We start from the raw sequence: 16,090 nt of genomic DNA on the forward strand, positions 1-16,090 counted from the left end.
GATTAAGCGTATCGAGAAAAAATAGAATTTGAATTTTAATCAGGCTTAACTGGAGGCTTGCTTAAACTGCTCTTTTGCTTAGTTGCAATTAATTGAGATGCAATTGGGTTGACTCTGTTTTCATACTTCCTAGATCTATAGATTTTAAATTTGCAAATATCATCTCCACTAAGGAAACAATCATCAATAAAATCATCTAATACTCGTGACGTCATGGTACAAAATAAATAATAAGTTAATTAATGCGTCATTAGCGACAACAATCAAGTGCGTCTTAACACCTAATTCTTTCTTGAGGCTAATTAAGATTTCTCACATGAATTTATAAACTGAATCAAACAATATCTTTTTGGGGTAAATGAAGAGAGTCAACACATATATGTCATTTTCTCATTAGTGAAACAAAAGAAAATTAAGAACATAAGTCTTATTACATTCATACAACTAAACATTGAGATTTAATTCAATGATAAAAAAAGTTCCTAAAACCGAACAAACCCTAAGCGCACTAATAAAGAAGGCAAGTAAAATAATTAAAAGTGGTATTTTTCAACTTGAGACATTAGGGATTTCCAAATATCATCCTTTCTTTTTCTCGCCACCAATTCAATTAAATGGTTATCAATGAGTAGTCATCAAAACTTAAATCAAAATTTCTCAAACTCACCCTACAATAATAAAGTTTCTCTTAACGAGATCGATCGAGAGATAAAAATGGGAGAACTAAGACTTAGATATGTAAAGCTAATGAGAGATTTCCATACCTCTCTCAGTGAAGAAGATGCTAATGATTTAATAAAAGAATCTATTGATATTTGGGAAAAACTCAGTATGCAAAATAAGATTTAAAATGTCAAACTCAAATTAATCACTCATTATTTTAAATTATTCTATTCTGTTTAATAACATAGATTAATAAAACTGAATTATGTGATTATGAAACTCTTAGATTATCTCAGGCTTTTATTTTACAGGTATTTTAAGGAGAAAGAGCAAAAGAGAAGAGAAATGAAAAGAATTTTCCAATGGAGAAGGTATCTAGAATGGAATGATTTAAGCCATGAAGAGAAACTTTCAGCTAAAAGATTCTTATTAATTCCTGTATTTGCTTATCTAATTATTGGAATTCTTAACCAGAATTTGTTTTTGATAGTTCTACTCCTTATTGGCTCTGTGCTTTATAAGAAATTTGAGAGAGGAAGAATTGAAAAAAAATGATTTACATAGCTCATTTAAAGATCCTTTTGCCATTTTTACACTTACGAGGAGTACAAGAGAAAAATAGGTCTATTTTTAATCAGTGTTGACTATATAGTCATATTTATCTAACTATATATAAAAGACATTACAGGTTAATTAAGGAATAACTGCTACAAATGATCTTATTTAAAACTCAATTCTATGAATATAACTAATTTCCTGTTAATAGACTCAGTATTATTAATTGCAGCAATACCACTTTTGTTTTTGCTTCAAAGAGATAAAAAAAATATCACCCCACGAAAAAATTCAAATAAAGAAGAATTATTGAGACAGACTTCAATTAAACTCCCTGACAAAGAAAAGCTTATAAAACTGGAAAAACATGCAAAAAGTCAAGGAAGCGGAATTGGATTGAATTCGCTTATTGGAAACTGGAAGTTTGTATCAATATGGAAAAAAGATAAGGATGAAAAAGATTCTCTGTTCAGTTCAATGCTTAGACTCTTCTCTGCAAATATAGAGTTCAAAAAGGACACCTCAACCGAGGATTTATATAAATTTTCTATTATCACATCTATTAAATTTGGAATCTTGACAATAACGTTTTCAGGATCTGGTTTTTTAAATGGAGAACAACCTAAATTACTGTATTTTTTTAACGTAATTGAACTCAATTCTGGTTCAAATGTTTTGTTGAGAAAATCTCTTGGAGAACCTATAGAGGAGGAGAAGTCAGTTTTCGCCCTAATTGCATTAGAAGAAAGTGGTGAATGGCTTTCAGCAAGAAGCCAAGGAGGTGAGCTCGTACTCTGGTTGAAAGGTTGAGATCAAAAAATGGGAACCTCATATTTACCTTGATATAAATCAAATAATTTACATTAAGAACTAGCTAGCTATCGAAGGGAAAACTCAATATCAGTGAAGTTAAAAAAGCTAGCGATTTCGAGGAGGAGATTATTCATGGAATTTGCAAACCTTCTTGATGGCACATTTTAATTGAATAGAACCTATGATGTTATTTTTATATGCCTGAAGGACCAGAGATTAGACGCGCTGCAGATAGGATAAGTAAAGTTTTAGTTGGCAAAGAAATTATTGAAAGCAATTTTTACTACGAACGTATAAGAAAGAACGAGGAAATAGTCAAAAACACAAATATCAAAGACATAACAACTATAGGGAAGGCAATGCTTATCCGATTTAAGAATGATTGGTCAATGTATAGTCATAATCAACTATACGGAAGGTGGACAGTCAATTTAAATACGACAAAAATCACCTCAAGAAGAGCACTAAGAGTAGTTTTCAAAACAAATAAACATACTGTCAGATTGTGGTCAGCAACAGATATTGATTTATTACCAACATCTCAAGAAAATGAACATCCTTTCTTAAAGAAAATCGGGCCCGATGTCCTAAATGAATCTTGTAGTTTTGAGATAATAGAGAAAAGGTTAATGTCGAAAAGGTTCCAGAAAAAGAAAGCCTCAACTTTGATGCTTGATCAGGCAGTCTTCGCCGGTTTAGGGAACTATCTTCGTTCAGAAATTTTATTCGATGCAAAGATACATCCAGACGATAGACCATTTGACCTTGATAAAACGAGAATTTACCAATGGGCAAAATCAATCAAAAACATCTCACGTTTAGCTTATAGAACAGGAGGATTTACAGTCTCAAAATCATTAGCAGATATAAACAAAGCTAATGGAGAGCCAAGAAGATCTTATAGACATGCAGTATTCATGAGACACAAATATGAATGTTTAAATTGCAAGAGGGTTATAGAGAGAAAATGGTATGGAAAAAGGAAACTTGATTATTGCCCAAGTTGTCAAATTAAAAGGGGTATAATTAAATCTGCAAAATAAAAATTATATATTGTGAACCTGGATAACAATGCTAAATATAAGACAACATGGTTTTTGATAAACGCATAAAAAAGAGATGTATTTAATTATCGATTGACTTAAAAAAAGTTAGAAATTGATAGATCGTCTCTTGTTAATAATGCAAAAGTTGTCCCCTTATAACCTGTGCATACTTGCAATTTATTAGTTATTAATATTGTATCTAGCCAACCTTTTTGAGTGTTATTTATTTCTAAAAAAAGGCCTGTATCATTACCTAGTAACTGTGGGCCTATTATAACTACCTTTTTAAAGGCGACGTTTATACATTTCTGATCAATAATATCCAATTCAGCAAAAATATTGGTCGTGATAAATTTGCCCAAAAAACCTTTAGGGATCAAAAAATTAAGTCCTATAATCGTTTTTATAGACATCAAACTAATACAAAAACAGGGATCCTAGTTATCTTGAACAAAAGTATGATGCAACATTCCTGATTGTGTAATTAAACACCCTTTTTAGTTTAAGTGACAGGTAAAAAATATTCTTGAACTTTATGCTGCTTAACTTGAATACGTGCAAAATGAATGAAGGTTGTTTAAACAGCGTATGTCATTAATTTTCATCATTAGCGCTCTCCATTGAATATTATTTAAAAAATCGTTGTATTGGAAGACCACCTCATCAGGCTCTTCTAAAATAAGTATATTAACTTCTAAGAAAGCTCAGATTTTCAAGTAGAGGCCTTAAAAACAAAAAAATACAAGAACAAAAAGTTACTTTTCTATTGGATGTTGAAGGAGAAAGATATCTGACATATACGATTTAGAACCCTGGAATGGACATTTTCATTATCAACCGTACAGCGTTAATACTTAATTTTTTTTTTACATAGACAAAGTGTGTGTTTAGTTGCAATGATATTTATAAGTCCTTACTTCGACTATGGATTCTTATAAAAAAGATACTCATAGGTACGCTTTTGAACTCGTTAAAGCTGCAAGGTCAATGCCAGTCGATCTAGCCGAAAAGCTGCAACATATAAAGCAGTTGAGATTTAACTATCAACTAAAGGCTTTAAGAAAAAGAATAAATAAAAGAATCACATAAATAGCACTTATAGCTTTTTCATTATTGTTCCTGTAAAGGTTTTATGAAGTCCTATCTTTAAATTGATAGGGTATTGGAAAATCTTCTCGTATTTGTTTTAAACGTTTTCTGTAAATAGTTTCATAATTAGGATCACGACTTTTATAAGCATTGTAATTTTGCCCTTCAAAATCCTCTTCTTTGATTAATACTTCTACTTACTTAATAAGACCTCTATAAATATCTGCTCCTATAATCTGCTCTTTCGTAAGTTCATCTCCATGAGAATCAGCGTATTGAATAATCCCTTTGTAAGTAAAAAGCCATTGCCTCCTTGCTAGTGGATCTAATGAGATAACCTCTTTAACTATAAAGCCTTTACAAAGTTTCAACTTTAATTCTAAATCGTTAGTTTCAATCACAAAGGAAGGAGTATATCTCCCTTAAATTGTAGATAACTATTATGGAAATTATTCATAAGTTTGAATCCCTCGAGAGAAACGGTTTTGATTTAGTTATCAGTTGAGTAATTTTGTTTCATTTATTTTGCATCTCCGAATTATTCGCCAAGAGGAAACTCCGAAGTTAAGCAATAAATGGGAAAAGGGTTTTTATAGTTTTCATTATTTATTTCCAGTAGAAACTATCTTTTGAACTTCAAGTTGATTAACTTGTTCAATAAGATTAAGAAGATTAACAGTATTTTTGTAGTTATTTCTTTTTTCGAACTCTTTAGCTTTATCCCTTTCTAATGATACTCATACCTGCTGTCTTAAATACATGTCTTTGGATTGTTTAATTAATTTTTCATTGAATCTTCAATGATAGAAATCTCTCTGGTGTTTCTTCTATTCAGTCCACGAAGGTCTAATTGAAAGCGTATAACCTCCAATGCAAGCTTGTTAAATTTAAAGGTAGCTTGTACATATCCATGTGAGTAATCAGATTCAAAATACCCAAAACCTTTCAAGTCTTTTACGATTAGATAACTATCAAAGATTTTGCTATACCATCTAATCAGCATACTGTTATCCATAATGTCCGCTATAGCTATACGGGATATAGTCTTAGTCCTTACAGCAAAGTAATCATTAAGATCTTGGTAAATCGGTAAAAAGAATTTCATTAACCCTTTCTAGCTGATCTTTCTCAACTCAGCCTCTTGCTCTAAGCAAAGTAACTTTAAAAAAAGCAAAGGCAAAAAAAGGATACATATGAGTAAAAATAAATCGGGAAAATTCACACCATCAGTTAGATCTCCGTCCATTCTGATCTTTATCTCATGACAAACATAATGGGTAATCTCTTTTTTGAGGCTATAAAAATCATAGGAAGCTAATGAGCTTCAACTAATCACTAGGACTATTGATCGATGGTTTCATTTGCTAGGGCAAGAACAAGATCATTGCTATCAAGGCTGTGGCCAATAAAAGCAAAACCTCTAAACAATCAAAAAATTGAGTTGCAAAAGTCAGAAAATTTGATTGAGGGTATTAAGGAACAAAACAAGTGTTTCCTAGAAGCAAGCAAGGATGGTGGAATGTGGTTTTCTTAGTGCATTGACTTAAAGGCAGAATGGGAGATTTCCCTAAATGATCATAGTGTGAGTATTAAGACCTGAGATCAAATACTCCAAAATACTAGAAGTTAGTTATGGGGAAATATATTTAATTTGAAAAAAAAAAAAAAAAAAACTAGAAGATAAAAATAAAATACATATATTTAGGTCATTGTTTAAATTAAGACAAGAACTGAAACTAAAATTTTGGATTCATTAAAAGGCAATTAAATTATAAAAAAATATTGTTTATTTACATAGCTTGTTCTTCAATGTATTTCTTAAGGGTATAACCATGACAATCGAAAGGATATTCTGCCCTAGTCATCTCGCTTGCCTGAGTCTTATCAGCATCATTACCTCTAAATTTTCGACAATCACATATGAAATCCATCTTGGTACCATCTTTATAATCTTTCACTCTCGCATCGAGCCATTTCCTTGCTTGCGCTGGCATCTCATTACAAGCAATCCATGAGGCCCAGAACAACGCATCAAACATTTGTATTGCTTCTGCTCTTTTATTTGGCCCTGCCAAGTCCTCACAAAAATTTCTTACTGGACAGTCTTTTCTACTTATATAGAACTTTTTAGCTTGATTCTCATAACCTCTGACATATGTTTTTTTATTATTTACTGCATCTAAAGCAGCATTTAATTGATCTCCGTCAAATGTATTAGTTATTCGCACTTTATCAATTGAGATCGGACCGGTTTGTCCTTTTTCACTTTCAGTAGCGACATTACCTCTCCTGACATCAAATTGTCCAAGCACTTCAATTAGTTCTGTCATATGGATGCAACTCTTCTTCGATTAGATTCAATGATTTTAATCTAATTTATACAAAAAGTATCCACGGCTGAAAGAAAAAAGTCATTTAAATGTATTGCATCCAATTACTACCGAGATCATCTAATCCATGGTTGTTAAATTCTTTAACTTCAATTGAAATGTTGAAAAAACCAAGCAAAAAAAAGAATTCATATGGTGCCTTAAGTTAAGCGCAATTTAAAGTAAAACTTGTATATCGACTCATTTATTGAACAGATTGTTCTTTAAAATCCATCAAAATGCTGAATAATCGGCCTAAAAGTATTCAATTCCATTTTTTTAAAACCATTCCTGAATAGCCAACTTGGAATGCACTAGCCAAGAAAAGTAATGCTGGAAGATTCCAAATTACTAAGATTTTTAGGGCAGTTTTTTTTAAGTGGTAGTAGTCTTTGTACTTGTAGGAGTTTGCTATTTTTTTGTGATTGATTTTTTACGGATAAAAAAAAATCTGGTTTAACTGAAGTTCGGTTGAGGTAGGGCTAAACGCGAAATTATTTTTTTTTATAGATTTACAAAGTGATTAATCTGTGATCACATAAGATGTGTCATGAATCGTGTCTTTAAACTCATACATAAAAAATTTCTTGTTTCAAATTTGACTTTGGATTGAGATCATATGAGACCTAAACTCCCAAAAGTAAAACCAACTCCGCAGAAGAAAGCAAATTCAGCTAAATCTCTGCATCCTGATGGGATTGAATTTAATGCAACGTTGATTCGTTGAGCCATTTGACCTTGTACTCGCAGGTGAATGTGGAAAGATACATCAAAACTAAGGACAAATATTCAAACACGTGACAGTTTCGAGGTGGGGTTTTCAATAATTAGTTAAACTAATGAATCAGAGTCTCATTAACTTCAACGTAATCGGGAAGAAACTAGCAAAGAAAGCGTTCAAGAAATAATGAATCATAAAGCGACTCCTTTTAGGCTCTTTCCAGTTATTTTTCATTGATATAAATAAAAATCGAACGAGAATCAACTTTTAACCCAAATTATTCATCATAAATTTTTAGTTCTCATACCTTGTGAGTAGCTGTTACGGCTATAAGAATAGATCTCATACAAGTATTAATGCTCTAAAAGCTGTGAGGTGCTTAATTCAATGGATTTCTTTAGCTAAATATTCAATATAATTTTTCAAAGTAAAACCATGAGAATCATTATTCCCTTTTACAAAATCAATATCATCAATAAGATCTAAATTATGTCCAGCCATTAACTCCTTTACTCTGGCATTAAACCAATCCTTGAGAGGTTTTTCTATTGCATCTTTTTGATGTAGTGACCATAGATAAGTATCAAAAGCTTTTACGGCATCCTCTCTGCTCCACTTTGGTAGGCCAAGAAAATGATTTTTAACAGGACAATCTTTCCTATTGATGTAATGTTTTTTCGCATTCTTAGACATTCCTCTTACATACCGTTCTTTTGAATGTGCATTTTTAACTAACAACTGACCTGCCGTGTTTTCATCTTTAACTTGAACCTCTCTCCTAAGATCATTTTGGCCTAAGACTTGTATTGGATCCATAACTAGTTGTCTTTTTTAGGATCACTGAATTTCGACTTTAAATTATTGACTACATTTTTCCAATAATTAATCACAGAATCAGGAATTGGTTTATTTAGGGGCATTTATTAAGGAGAGGTTCAAACATTATTTTTAGCCGCGATTCACGTTTAGACAAAATTTGTTTCATTTACTGACCATGAAAAAACTTGATTTTGCCTGAATAAACGTTTTCGAGATGAAAGGTGGGTAGAAACTTGTTAACTTGCTTCTCAAAAAATGAGGTAAATATTGCAATCTCATTTTCGCCAATAAAAAAACAGAATCACAAGTATTAACTTATAGAATTTAAGATTCATTCAACTTTTTCTTTTTTCCCGTTTCTGATCAATGGGTTTTTTGGGAAAAAGAACGTGACTAATCGACCAAAGAAAAAACTTCCCAATAAAATGAAACCACCTCCACCAACATAGATTAGAAGGTTAGATTGTGTAGAGGATGCGATGATTTGAATCATTTTTTTTCCTTGTGTTTAAGAGAAATATAGTGCCCCTGATTCAAGAATATTATCAACAAGCAAGTGAAAGTAGATATACATTCTTATTTAAGAAAAGTTAGAAATTTGCTGAAGGTTGCAGGAAATTATCCAATGACCATAGCAACGCACCAACAAAAAACAGCCATAATCGCACCATCTAATAAAAGATCTTTTCAGTTATATTTCATAAACCAATCATATAAATCTTACTATTGGATTTTTATAAAATTAAAGAACAGTTGTAACGACTGAAGAGAATCTTGCCTAAGTGTCAAACTCACCCTCGATTCTGCAAGCTATGGTGATTTCTTAAAGCAAGAACCTATGGTGATCACCCATACCATCAAGTGGGTAGTCGTTAGAAGACTGTGCAACAACTTTAGTTGAAATATTAAATTTACTAATTAAGTTAGAGATCCTTTTGTTAATCAAACGAGAAATGAAAGCCATAAAACTTTTCAAGTTGTGCTAGTTATACCTACAGTCCAGACACTTTCAAGTAATAAATACGGAAAAGAACGTTTATTGAATTACAAGAAAAAGAAGAAGGTGAGAGGATTTACAGCTATTATTGGGTAATGATCTTTTCGTTAGACGAGCATTCATGTATGGACTAGCATCTAGACTCTTGCCTAGATTATTATTCTCCCTCTGAAAGTGTTACGGAGATGTTCAACTTATTGAACGGTGGAGATAATTTTGCATCTGATTGGAATACATTTTTTCTTAGTCAGCCAGGAATTCTCATTACTGGTAGTTTTTATGGCCAAATAGTGAGTAGTATTGCTGGACAATTGAACCCAAAAAATGTGTAATTACTAGAGAGTGTTCTAAGACTTAATTAATTGATAACCTTTAACGAGAATATATAGCCCCCAAACAAAAGCTCCAAGTACAAGGCCATAAAAAACAAATGGAACAATTGGATTCTTATACAAAAAAGACCTAACTTTTTTTTGAATATTTTCTTTATCAAGCACAGGCAACTTTAACTCAACTTTTTTCTGTCTTGGAGGGAGTCCCAATTCTTTTCTTCTTTTAGCTTCTCCCATAAAAAAAGAGGACGTAATACTCTAAAGATAAATCGGAGTTGGTCTTGGGCTTAAAAAGATATAGACGGTTTAATAAAAAAAATAATTCATTGCGCATGACTGAAAAAGTAGACCCAAAAGAATATGAGGTGCATGGGAAACTGTTTTAGATTGCGTAGATGGGATGAAAGAAGAGTTCATTTGAGCAAAAGACGTAATTGCCAAATGCTTAGAGAACTTGCTGAGAAAATATAAAGTGAAGAGGACTAAAAAAAATAGACCATACTCAGCAAATCAAGTTAATGACTTAGCACAGCTAGCAACTGCTAGCTAAGGTCTAAGAAGCAAAAGAACCTACTTTGAAAGAAGGTTTTTATGCGGATACTGCTCTGATTGCTTATGTAAGTTGACAATCTCTGTAATTTCCGCAGCATGAACCAAACCTTTTTCTCCCGTATCCAAATATGAATCATATGGATATTTAGAGACACAAATTCATTTAATTAGAAAATTTGATACATTCTAAATACATTATGTGAATACTATTGAAGTCAAACAAATAATTAATTCTAGAAAGGAATAAATAATTTATGAACAAATGGGACAGGAGCTTAATCATCAAGAGATAGCAAGAAATTTAGCAAAGGCTATGGCAAATAAAGCAAATGAGAAGGAGCTTAGAAGGTTGTACGAAGAGACAATGTTTCAACAGTTCATCTCTATGGAAAAAAACGAATTATCTGAGCTTTTATGGCATGGATAATCAATCGCACACCTCTAAGTTTTAAAATTTGAATAAAAGAATTTTCACTTTCAAATCATGCAATATTTTTTTAGTCTTACTCTTTCTGAAATGGGAATAAACCCTCTTTTACTCACCATAATAATTTCATTTAGTATTTTATTTATCGTTGCCTTTGGCTTGAGCTCAAGGAATATGGATAGTGACGGAATTATGAATTGGATGATGAAAAAGCCTGAAGACTGGATAGGGAATAAAAAGTCATAAATCATCATTCAAATTAAAAGGTAATCATTAACCTCTGTTCCGGTTTAATTATTTATCAACATCTTTAAATAAGTAGATGATGAAATAAAAATCAATTGCAAATTGCAAGCAAATTTCTAGAAATTTAAGAAGTTCATAAAAAAATCTAGAAACTTCACATCCAACGCTATGAATAAGCTAGCAAATTAATGTTTTGACATTCCATAATGTAAAGTCAACGACCTTATCTTTAATTCCTTCTCTAGATGAAAATATTATCCATTCAAATTCTTCAACAATAAGGAAGAAAAAAATAAAGGTCAAAATAAAATTAACAACTATAAATCTTACTGCCTCTAATAAAATCTTAAGATCAAAAATACTTCTATCTCTATATCTGTATGACGTCGCAATGGTCATCCTATAAAAAAATGATTAGTTATACACCAAGAATAAGAACTTCTTATTACGAGTCAAGAAAAACACTTCAACTTAAAACACTACGTTTCATTATTAACAAGCTTGGTTAAAGAATAAAAAGAAATTCTTTAACCAATGATTAGAGCTTAAAAAAAACGACTTTTAATCTAATGGAAGTAAATTTCTTTCTTTACGTTCTACCAGAGTTGCTTCAGTAGCAGAAATCCAGGCTCTGCGAAAAGCATCGCTTCTCTCTTTCGCTCCAAAACAATCAGAAATACCAGAGGATACTACGTAGTCAGTAAGTTTGGTCATCATATTTAAGTTTGCATGAGCGACGATTTCTTCGTAAACCGACGACGAATGTAGTGCAAAGGGCATTCCTGCATCAAAAAGTACACTAAATGTAGTGGACTGAGCCAAAAATACTATTCAGCGTTACATAGAGAATCATGAATTGCTAACAGGTATCAGAGACAGTTAGAAGAAATTATGCATACCCAAAAACAATAGGAATTAAAAAAGAAATATATACTTACCTAAGAGGTTGAAAAGAGTTATTAATTATTAGTTAAAGTTCTTGATGATCGAAGCTTTGAACAGTAAGAAAAAGTCTTGATTTTGTTATTTTGCTGTGCATGTGATCAATTCATAAGAGAGTAATTAGCCCCCTGATTGAAAAACCGTCAAATTTAGCCTGTTGAGATCAATGAAACAGACTTGCCGCAAATCCAAATCAGAATAATTCATTCTTTTCTGGTAGCTTTATAAGTGTTAATTGTAACGAGTACGGCAGCTAATTTGAATTAAACCTCTATCTAATAGTCTACCCAGTTTCAAAGCTGTTGCTTCTTCAACTCGTGAAAAATTAGGTTGATTTGATGCCACCCAATTCATCTCATCTGAAGTGATAACTCCAGTTGAAATCGATTTAAGAAAAAGAAATCCAAGATTCATAGAAATTGTTTAAGAATTAAAAATCAAGCATCAATTTGAATACCGATGCTTGAACATTTATCAAAAAAAGACTGAGACCCATCACCCAGTCAATGAAACATTAGGAAGAACTCAGGAAATTTCAAATTCTTATAACGCCATATACAGATTTATTTTACAAAACTTTAATAATAGACCCTAGATATGGAGGAGGGTGATGCATTAAAAAGCAAGAGGTAAAACTAAATTCACCATCACCTAGATAAACAGGGCACCATCCCTAGGGTCTTTTTTATTAAAAAAGACGTGCATTGGCAAGGTTTAATCAATATTTTTTCTTCTGTGGATAACACTTAATTTTTAACTGGAAATTAATAAAAAAATCTCATTCTCGCTTTCATTATCCCAATACTGATAAATGGTTACCTATTTGTCATTAATGCAAGGGGTAATAGCTTCCCGCTTGCTCCATAACGTATCTAAGAACACAGTTCTGTTTGGACATACCTAACAAACACTATGACACTTTTCTAATTATTTAAAGCTTGTCTTCTAGTTAGATCGGATCTTTAACTTATTTTTGCTCTCAACACTTAAACCACATAACTCCATCAAAGCTCTTTTATTACATTAGACCAAACTGTTAACTCAAAATTCATAACAGGTACATAAATAAATGGATATTGAAGGAGGTTATTGCAACTTTTTATAATGTCTACCCGACAACGATCAGAAAGTTACCTATATCTAAATAAATACTTTTTCAAAAATGGAAAAAACATTTCGTGTTAATGCCGGATTTGATAATCCTGATGTAAGCCGGACATTTTTGTGGATTCAATTTGGGGTCTTTACTGGGTTAAATGTCCTTTTCTTAGTTATTTTCCTTCTCTATAGATTTAATCCTGCTATACACAGCTTAATAACGGGCAGATCTATATAGATTCTCCTCTAAAAGGGTACGAGTGAACCTAATAATGAAAGAACACACAAAAATTTAAGTTCGTAATAGAGGCAGAAAGATTGCTGATGTATTCATTTATTAAAAGTAAGATGAAATATTCTGGCATAAAAAATTCAACGAAAGAAAAACAGTTCAAAGGCTTTCGAAGAAAATCAAACGTTAAATTTAAACTGTAGTTGATTTCTTTAAGAGATCCTAATTCACGACAAAATTAACTGTTAGAAATCAATCAGAGTGAATAGACAAGATGAAAAATTACAGTGCAGAAGATTCAATCTGGCGTATCAAATATCACTCTGTCTTTAAGAACGTAATCAAGGCTAGTAGTAAAGTTCTTTTGCACCTTTAAATGGTTCAGCATCTTGCAAGGTTCAATTGAAGTAATGGCAACAAGGAAGAATAAAAAAAAGACATATTCGTCTAGTCCATTTTGGGTCTCTTCGATTTTGTGTTCTGGAACATCAATTCGAGTCCATGTCATTGCCCCCAACCGTAACAAATAAATATTTAGTTAGCACTAAAAATTAATTGGTTACCTATTAATAAATTAACGGAAAGTTCAATCATAAGATTCAATACTTTGAGTTAAAATTGAAAAAAATGAAGTTTTTCTCTAAAAAATATTTGACTGTTTATGGCACAGGATATGAGGCTATACGAATAGCCCAAACCGCCATCCTGGTCAAGAAATTTGGAATAATGACCAATATCTAGACATATATAATTTTGCTGGCATGACATTAATACAATCTAAAAGAATGATTAGCCATTGGCGAATAAGAAAGTATAAAACAAAAACAAATAGCCAACTGGGTAAAGTGGAAAATGCTGGCGATGCCCAAAGAACTAAATTAAGTCGCAGAAATGTTATTGACAGAATAAAAAGAATTTTCCATAGAAAAAACGAACTAAATGCCTACTGCGTATCCAATCAAACTAATGGTGATAGAAGTTATAAAGTACCTAAACAAATTGCAGATAAGATTTTTCGAAAATTAGATGTTCTTGTATTGAGCTATTAAAAATTCCAATCATAAGATCTAACTAGGGCTTATTAAGAAACCTCACTATTAATCAAAGGGACATTTTGATTCGTAAGAAATGTTAAATTCACAATTTGGGTAAGCACTACTCTAATCTGATCACAAAAAAAGTAGGTGCCTTTTGTTATAAAAAATGTTATTGGAACCTCATCAAATAAATTGTTCAATTCAATTCAATTCAATTTTTAAAAACTAATAAAAAATAAACTATGGTTCATGAATTTCGGCTTTTTATTCTTTTGATGTTGCATTTGTAAATAGTTCTCCTGTAATTAACTAAACATTATGAAATCAATCTTAAAAATATTTCGCTCTAGATGGTTTAGATCTACACCAGTAATTGTATCAATATTTTTGTCGTTTACTGCTACAAACATCATTGTGTAATTATTTTTTCCAAGATCCTCATTCCACCCAATGACATATAAGTGAATAAATCTATTCAATTCTTTTTTACATTAAAGATAACCATATTTTTTATCATTTCTTATTAAGGTGTTATTGCTTAAATCAAAAATCGTCTCTTATAGATATTTTCGTTGGTTTAATTAAGTGAAGATGTCTAACATGTATGTAGCGTAAAAATTATTTAGTACTAACTGTGAAAAACATTCTCAATAATGCCTTGCTAATTTCAATTATATTAATTACAGTTACAATCAAAGTTTATGCGACCGAAGAGGAGTCTATCCCAAATGGATCACAAATAACAATTGCGAACAAATATGCAGAGAGATTTTGCAATGCTAAAGAAGATCATTTTTTTGATGGATTAGACAACGAAAAAACTCTTAAATATTCATACTTTAAATATATAGGTTTACAAAGTGAAGAAATCACTCCAACGAATATATACCAAACCTTACTTAAACAAATAAAAGAAAAGTGCATTATCACAATTGAAGAGGAGAATGAGCTAAATAAATTTCTACTAAATGGTAACTAGTAAAAGCTAAATTTGATAGGTAGATTTCCATTTATAAAAATAAGAATTTAAATGTATTTGCTTACTTTAGTTGTTTAAGAAGTAATTAATCTGGAGACGTAGTAGAAATTGCTATTTTCAAACTGTTAATACTTCTAAGCTCATCTAAAACATTAATAACATCGCCGTGTGATGCATTCTTATCAGCATGGAGTACAACAAGATTCTTACTTTCTACAGTCAAATTGGGAATCAAATCAGAGATCTCATCTATCACTATTTTCTTTTGATTTAAATAAATAACACCAGTTTTATCAATAAAAATATTAATAAATTTCTTATCTTGTCTTAAAGATGATTTCGCTTCTGGCAAATCTATAGAAATAGTGTCAACTTTCGAAAGATAAAGACTAGAAATAATTAAAAAAGATAAAATAGCAAATATGATGTCAATCATTGGTAAGATATCAATTTTGTTATTACTGCTAATATCATTTTTATAATAAATCATAATTATTATTTAAGTAGATTATTTTTGTAAAGCATCTCAAACTTTCCGCAGTACTGATTTAATATTGAGTTTTGTTTTTTCCATAAACTATTAAAATAGTTAGAGAAAATTAATGTAACTATAGCAATAATTAAGCCGCTTGCTGTTGAAATCAAAGCCTCGCTTATTCCACCAGTTACTTCGAGAGCATTAACTCCAGAATCTCCAAGTCTTATAAAAGTAAAAGATTCTATAAGTCCTAATACTGTACCCAAAAGTCCAAGTAAGGGAGATACAGAAATTATTGTAGAAAACAAATTACTAAACTTACCAAACTCCGATTGGATTGACTGAATTGATATCTCTAAAGCTAATTTAATATCAAGACCACTACTTCCATCTAAATGACTTTGGTCAATAATTTTTAATGAATCAAACAAAACCTTTTCAAGATGAGTCGAATTAGTATTGATTTTTAAAAGTTGATTCATAGAATTAATCCTTGAAAAATTTTCTACTACTCTATTGAGTTGACTATGTTTTATTAATGTTGATTTTTTCCAATATGCTAGTCTTTCAAATATGCATGCTAAAGAAGTAATTGAAAGAACTAATAATGGCCACATAACAATGCCACCAGATTGAAAAAGATCGAACAAGAAAACTTACGATAAATACTATAATCATAATACTAATTGAAAAAG

24 protein-coding genes are annotated in these 16,090 nt (G+C 31.1%); 11 read left to right on the forward strand and 13 right to left on the reverse strand.

What is annotated here, in order from left to right; translation table 11 throughout:
- Window positions 1-35: 35 nt before the first annotated feature.
- Entirely contained in the window at window positions 36-215 is a 180-nt protein-coding gene (locus AC6EIW_RS02995) for a hypothetical protein (protein WP_498521115.1), read from the reverse strand.
- Between the two features lie 409 nt (window positions 216-624).
- Here AC6EIW_RS02995 and AC6EIW_RS03000 point away from each other — a divergent pair, with 409 nt between their 5' ends.
- The 4 genes from AC6EIW_RS03000 (at window position 625) to nei (ending at window position 3,074) form a co-directional block, all read left to right on the forward strand.
- Window positions 625-849: a hypothetical protein gene (locus AC6EIW_RS03000; RefSeq protein ID WP_498521116.1), complete on the forward strand. Its 225-nt coding sequence runs from the start codon at window positions 625-627 to the stop codon at window positions 847-849.
- Window positions 850-1,008: 159 nt separating this feature from the next.
- The gene (locus AC6EIW_RS03005; protein WP_498521117.1) at window positions 1,009-1,218 is read left to right on the forward strand and encodes a hypothetical protein; all 210 of its coding nucleotides are present in this window, start codon (window positions 1,009-1,011) and stop codon (window positions 1,216-1,218) included.
- A 183-nt stretch (window positions 1,219-1,401) separates the two neighbouring features.
- Window positions 1,402-2,028, forward strand: coding sequence for a hypothetical protein (locus tag AC6EIW_RS03010; RefSeq protein ID WP_498521118.1), 627 nt, complete (start codon window positions 1,402-1,404; stop codon window positions 2,026-2,028).
- A gap of 200 nt (window positions 2,029-2,228) precedes the next feature.
- Window positions 2,229-3,074, forward strand: coding sequence for an endonuclease VIII (nei, locus tag AC6EIW_RS03015; protein WP_498521119.1), 846 nt, complete (start codon window positions 2,229-2,231; stop codon window positions 3,072-3,074).
- 98 nt (window positions 3,075-3,172) lie between these two features.
- On the opposite strand, the gene AC6EIW_RS03020 is transcribed toward nei, so the two are convergent.
- Window positions 3,173-3,490, reverse strand: a complete 318-nt coding sequence (locus AC6EIW_RS03020; protein WP_498521120.1) for a hypothetical protein — start codon at window positions 3,488-3,490, stop codon at window positions 3,173-3,175.
- Between the two features lie 511 nt (window positions 3,491-4,001).
- Between AC6EIW_RS03020 and AC6EIW_RS03025 the strand changes: the two genes are divergently transcribed.
- Window positions 4,002-4,166 carry a hypothetical protein gene (locus tag AC6EIW_RS03025; protein ID WP_498521121.1) on the forward strand — a complete coding sequence of 55 codons (165 nt, stop codon included), beginning with the start codon at window positions 4,002-4,004 and terminating at the stop codon, window positions 4,164-4,166.
- Window positions 4,167-4,363: 197 nt separating this feature from the next.
- Here the strand turns inward: AC6EIW_RS03025 and AC6EIW_RS03030 are convergent, their stop codons facing one another.
- Both AC6EIW_RS03030 and AC6EIW_RS03035 read right to left on the reverse strand, forming a co-directional pair.
- Entirely contained in the window at window positions 4,364-4,567 is a 204-nt protein-coding gene (locus tag AC6EIW_RS03030; protein ID WP_498521122.1) for a hypothetical protein, read from the reverse strand.
- A 377-nt stretch (window positions 4,568-4,944) separates the two neighbouring features.
- On the reverse strand, window positions 4,945-5,181 hold the full coding sequence (locus AC6EIW_RS03035; RefSeq protein WP_498521123.1) for a hypothetical protein: 237 nt from the start codon (window positions 5,179-5,181) through the stop codon (window positions 4,945-4,947).
- Between the two features lie 336 nt (window positions 5,182-5,517).
- Here AC6EIW_RS03035 and AC6EIW_RS03040 point away from each other — a divergent pair, with 336 nt between their 5' ends.
- Window positions 5,518-5,700 (forward strand): hypothetical protein, encoded by a 183-nt coding sequence (locus AC6EIW_RS03040; protein ID WP_498521124.1) that lies wholly within the window; start codon window positions 5,518-5,520, stop codon window positions 5,698-5,700.
- Window positions 5,701-5,956: 256 nt separating this feature from the next.
- On the opposite strand, the gene AC6EIW_RS03045 is transcribed toward AC6EIW_RS03040, so the two are convergent.
- From AC6EIW_RS03045 to AC6EIW_RS03055, 3 genes are all read right to left on the reverse strand, one after another.
- Entirely contained in the window at window positions 5,957-6,496 is a 540-nt protein-coding gene (locus AC6EIW_RS03045; protein WP_498521125.1) for a hypothetical protein, read from the reverse strand.
- Between the two features lie 1,144 nt (window positions 6,497-7,640).
- The gene (locus tag AC6EIW_RS03050; RefSeq protein WP_498521126.1) at window positions 7,641-8,072 is read right to left on the reverse strand and encodes a hypothetical protein; all 432 of its coding nucleotides are present in this window, start codon (window positions 8,070-8,072) and stop codon (window positions 7,641-7,643) included.
- A 334-nt stretch (window positions 8,073-8,406) separates the two neighbouring features.
- A complete protein-coding gene (locus AC6EIW_RS03055; protein ID WP_498521127.1) occupies window positions 8,407-8,568 on the reverse strand; it encodes a hypothetical protein in 162 nt (53 codons plus the stop codon).
- Window positions 8,569-9,257: 689 nt separating this feature from the next.
- On the opposite strand from AC6EIW_RS03055, the gene AC6EIW_RS03060 reads away from it, so the two are divergent.
- Entirely contained in the window at window positions 9,258-9,404 is a 147-nt protein-coding gene (locus tag AC6EIW_RS03060) for a hypothetical protein (RefSeq protein ID WP_498521129.1), read from the forward strand.
- 15 nt (window positions 9,405-9,419) lie between these two features.
- Here AC6EIW_RS03060 and AC6EIW_RS03065 read toward each other — a convergent pair whose 3' ends face one another.
- Window positions 9,420-9,641: a DUF2839 domain-containing protein gene (locus AC6EIW_RS03065; protein ID WP_498521130.1), complete on the reverse strand. Its 222-nt coding sequence runs from the start codon at window positions 9,639-9,641 to the stop codon at window positions 9,420-9,422.
- 577 nt (window positions 9,642-10,218) lie between these two features.
- Here AC6EIW_RS03065 and AC6EIW_RS03070 point away from each other — a divergent pair.
- On the forward strand, window positions 10,219-10,383 hold the full coding sequence (locus AC6EIW_RS03070) for a hypothetical protein (protein WP_498507525.1): 165 nt from the start codon (window positions 10,219-10,221) through the stop codon (window positions 10,381-10,383).
- 57 nt (window positions 10,384-10,440) lie between these two features.
- Complete coding sequence (locus AC6EIW_RS03075; protein WP_498521131.1) at window positions 10,441-10,629, forward strand: hypothetical protein; 189 nt, start codon at window positions 10,441-10,443, stop codon at window positions 10,627-10,629.
- A 177-nt stretch (window positions 10,630-10,806) separates the two neighbouring features.
- Here AC6EIW_RS03075 and AC6EIW_RS03080 read toward each other — a convergent pair whose 3' ends face one another.
- The 3 genes from AC6EIW_RS03080 to AC6EIW_RS03090 all read right to left on the reverse strand — a co-directional run bounded on the left by AC6EIW_RS03080 (window position 10,807) and on the right by AC6EIW_RS03090 (window position 11,985).
- Window positions 10,807-11,028, reverse strand: coding sequence for a hypothetical protein (locus AC6EIW_RS03080; protein WP_498521132.1), 222 nt, complete (start codon window positions 11,026-11,028; stop codon window positions 10,807-10,809).
- Window positions 11,029-11,190: 162 nt separating this feature from the next.
- On the reverse strand, window positions 11,191-11,451 hold the full coding sequence (locus AC6EIW_RS03085; RefSeq protein ID WP_498521133.1) for a hypothetical protein: 261 nt from the start codon (window positions 11,449-11,451) through the stop codon (window positions 11,191-11,193).
- A 351-nt stretch (window positions 11,452-11,802) separates the two neighbouring features.
- Entirely contained in the window at window positions 11,803-11,985 is a 183-nt protein-coding gene (locus AC6EIW_RS03090) for a PM-15 family protein (RefSeq protein WP_498521134.1), read from the reverse strand.
- Window positions 11,986-13,662: 1,677 nt separating this feature from the next.
- On the opposite strand from AC6EIW_RS03090, the gene AC6EIW_RS03095 reads away from it, so the two are divergent.
- Both AC6EIW_RS03095 and AC6EIW_RS03100 read left to right on the forward strand, forming a co-directional pair.
- Window positions 13,663-13,950, forward strand: coding sequence for a hypothetical protein (locus AC6EIW_RS03095; protein WP_498521135.1), 288 nt, complete (start codon window positions 13,663-13,665; stop codon window positions 13,948-13,950).
- A gap of 622 nt (window positions 13,951-14,572) precedes the next feature.
- The gene (locus AC6EIW_RS03100) at window positions 14,573-14,917 is read left to right on the forward strand and encodes a hypothetical protein (protein ID WP_498521136.1); all 345 of its coding nucleotides are present in this window, start codon (window positions 14,573-14,575) and stop codon (window positions 14,915-14,917) included.
- Window positions 14,918-15,002: 85 nt separating this feature from the next.
- Here the strand turns inward: AC6EIW_RS03100 and AC6EIW_RS03105 are convergent, their stop codons facing one another.
- Entirely contained in the window at window positions 15,003-15,353 is a 351-nt protein-coding gene (locus tag AC6EIW_RS03105) for an ExbD/TolR family protein (protein WP_498521137.1), read from the reverse strand.
- A 59-nt stretch (window positions 15,354-15,412) separates the two neighbouring features.
- On the reverse strand, window positions 15,413-16,045 hold the full coding sequence (locus AC6EIW_RS03110; protein WP_498521138.1) for a MotA/TolQ/ExbB proton channel family protein: 633 nt from the start codon (window positions 16,043-16,045) through the stop codon (window positions 15,413-15,415).
- Between the last annotated feature and the right edge of the window lie 45 nt (window positions 16,046-16,090).

Source organism: Prochlorococcus sp. MIT2308 (assembly GCF_059772345.1).

Excerpts from the sequence above, each read along its gene's own strand:
- AC6EIW_RS02995 (WP_498521115.1), bottom strand. The coding sequence starts at position 215 with ATGACGTCACGAGTATTAGATGATTTTATTGATGATTGTTTCCTTAGT.
- AC6EIW_RS03000 (WP_498521116.1), top strand. The coding sequence starts at position 625 with ATGAGTAGTCATCAAAACTTAAATCAAAATTTCTCAAACTCACCCTAC.
- AC6EIW_RS03005 (WP_498521117.1), top strand. The coding sequence starts at position 1,009 with ATGAAAAGAATTTTCCAATGGAGAAGGTATCTAGAATGGAATGATTTA.
- AC6EIW_RS03010 (WP_498521118.1), top strand. The coding sequence starts at position 1,402 with ATGAATATAACTAATTTCCTGTTAATAGACTCAGTATTATTAATTGCA.
- nei (WP_498521119.1), top strand. The coding sequence starts at position 2,229 with ATGCCTGAAGGACCAGAGATTAGACGCGCTGCAGATAGGATAAGTAAA.
- AC6EIW_RS03020 (WP_498521120.1), bottom strand. The coding sequence starts at position 3,490 with ATGTCTATAAAAACGATTATAGGACTTAATTTTTTGATCCCTAAAGGT.
- AC6EIW_RS03025 (WP_498521121.1), top strand. The coding sequence starts at position 4,002 with ATGGATTCTTATAAAAAAGATACTCATAGGTACGCTTTTGAACTCGTT.
- AC6EIW_RS03035 (WP_498521123.1), bottom strand. The coding sequence starts at position 5,181 with ATGGATAACAGTATGCTGATTAGATGGTATAGCAAAATCTTTGATAGT.
- AC6EIW_RS03040 (WP_498521124.1), top strand. The coding sequence starts at position 5,518 with ATGGTTTCATTTGCTAGGGCAAGAACAAGATCATTGCTATCAAGGCTG.
- AC6EIW_RS03045 (WP_498521125.1), bottom strand. The coding sequence starts at position 6,496 with ATGACAGAACTAATTGAAGTGCTTGGACAATTTGATGTCAGGAGAGGT.
- AC6EIW_RS03050 (WP_498521126.1), bottom strand. The coding sequence starts at position 8,072 with ATGGATCCAATACAAGTCTTAGGCCAAAATGATCTTAGGAGAGAGGTT.
- AC6EIW_RS03055 (WP_498521127.1), bottom strand. The coding sequence starts at position 8,568 with ATGATTCAAATCATCGCATCCTCTACACAATCTAACCTTCTAATCTAT.
- AC6EIW_RS03060 (WP_498521129.1), top strand. The coding sequence starts at position 9,258 with ATGTTCAACTTATTGAACGGTGGAGATAATTTTGCATCTGATTGGAAT.
- AC6EIW_RS03065 (WP_498521130.1), bottom strand. The coding sequence starts at position 9,641 with ATGGGAGAAGCTAAAAGAAGAAAAGAATTGGGACTCCCTCCAAGACAG.
- AC6EIW_RS03070 (WP_498507525.1), top strand. The coding sequence starts at position 10,219 with ATGGGACAGGAGCTTAATCATCAAGAGATAGCAAGAAATTTAGCAAAG.
- AC6EIW_RS03075 (WP_498521131.1), top strand. The coding sequence starts at position 10,441 with ATGCAATATTTTTTTAGTCTTACTCTTTCTGAAATGGGAATAAACCCT.
- AC6EIW_RS03080 (WP_498521132.1), bottom strand. The coding sequence starts at position 11,028 with ATGACCATTGCGACGTCATACAGATATAGAGATAGAAGTATTTTTGAT.
- AC6EIW_RS03090 (WP_498521134.1), bottom strand. The coding sequence starts at position 11,985 with ATGAATCTTGGATTTCTTTTTCTTAAATCGATTTCAACTGGAGTTATC.
- AC6EIW_RS03095 (WP_498521135.1), top strand. The coding sequence starts at position 13,663 with ATGACATTAATACAATCTAAAAGAATGATTAGCCATTGGCGAATAAGA.
- AC6EIW_RS03105 (WP_498521137.1), bottom strand. The coding sequence starts at position 15,353 with ATGATTGACATCATATTTGCTATTTTATCTTTTTTAATTATTTCTAGT.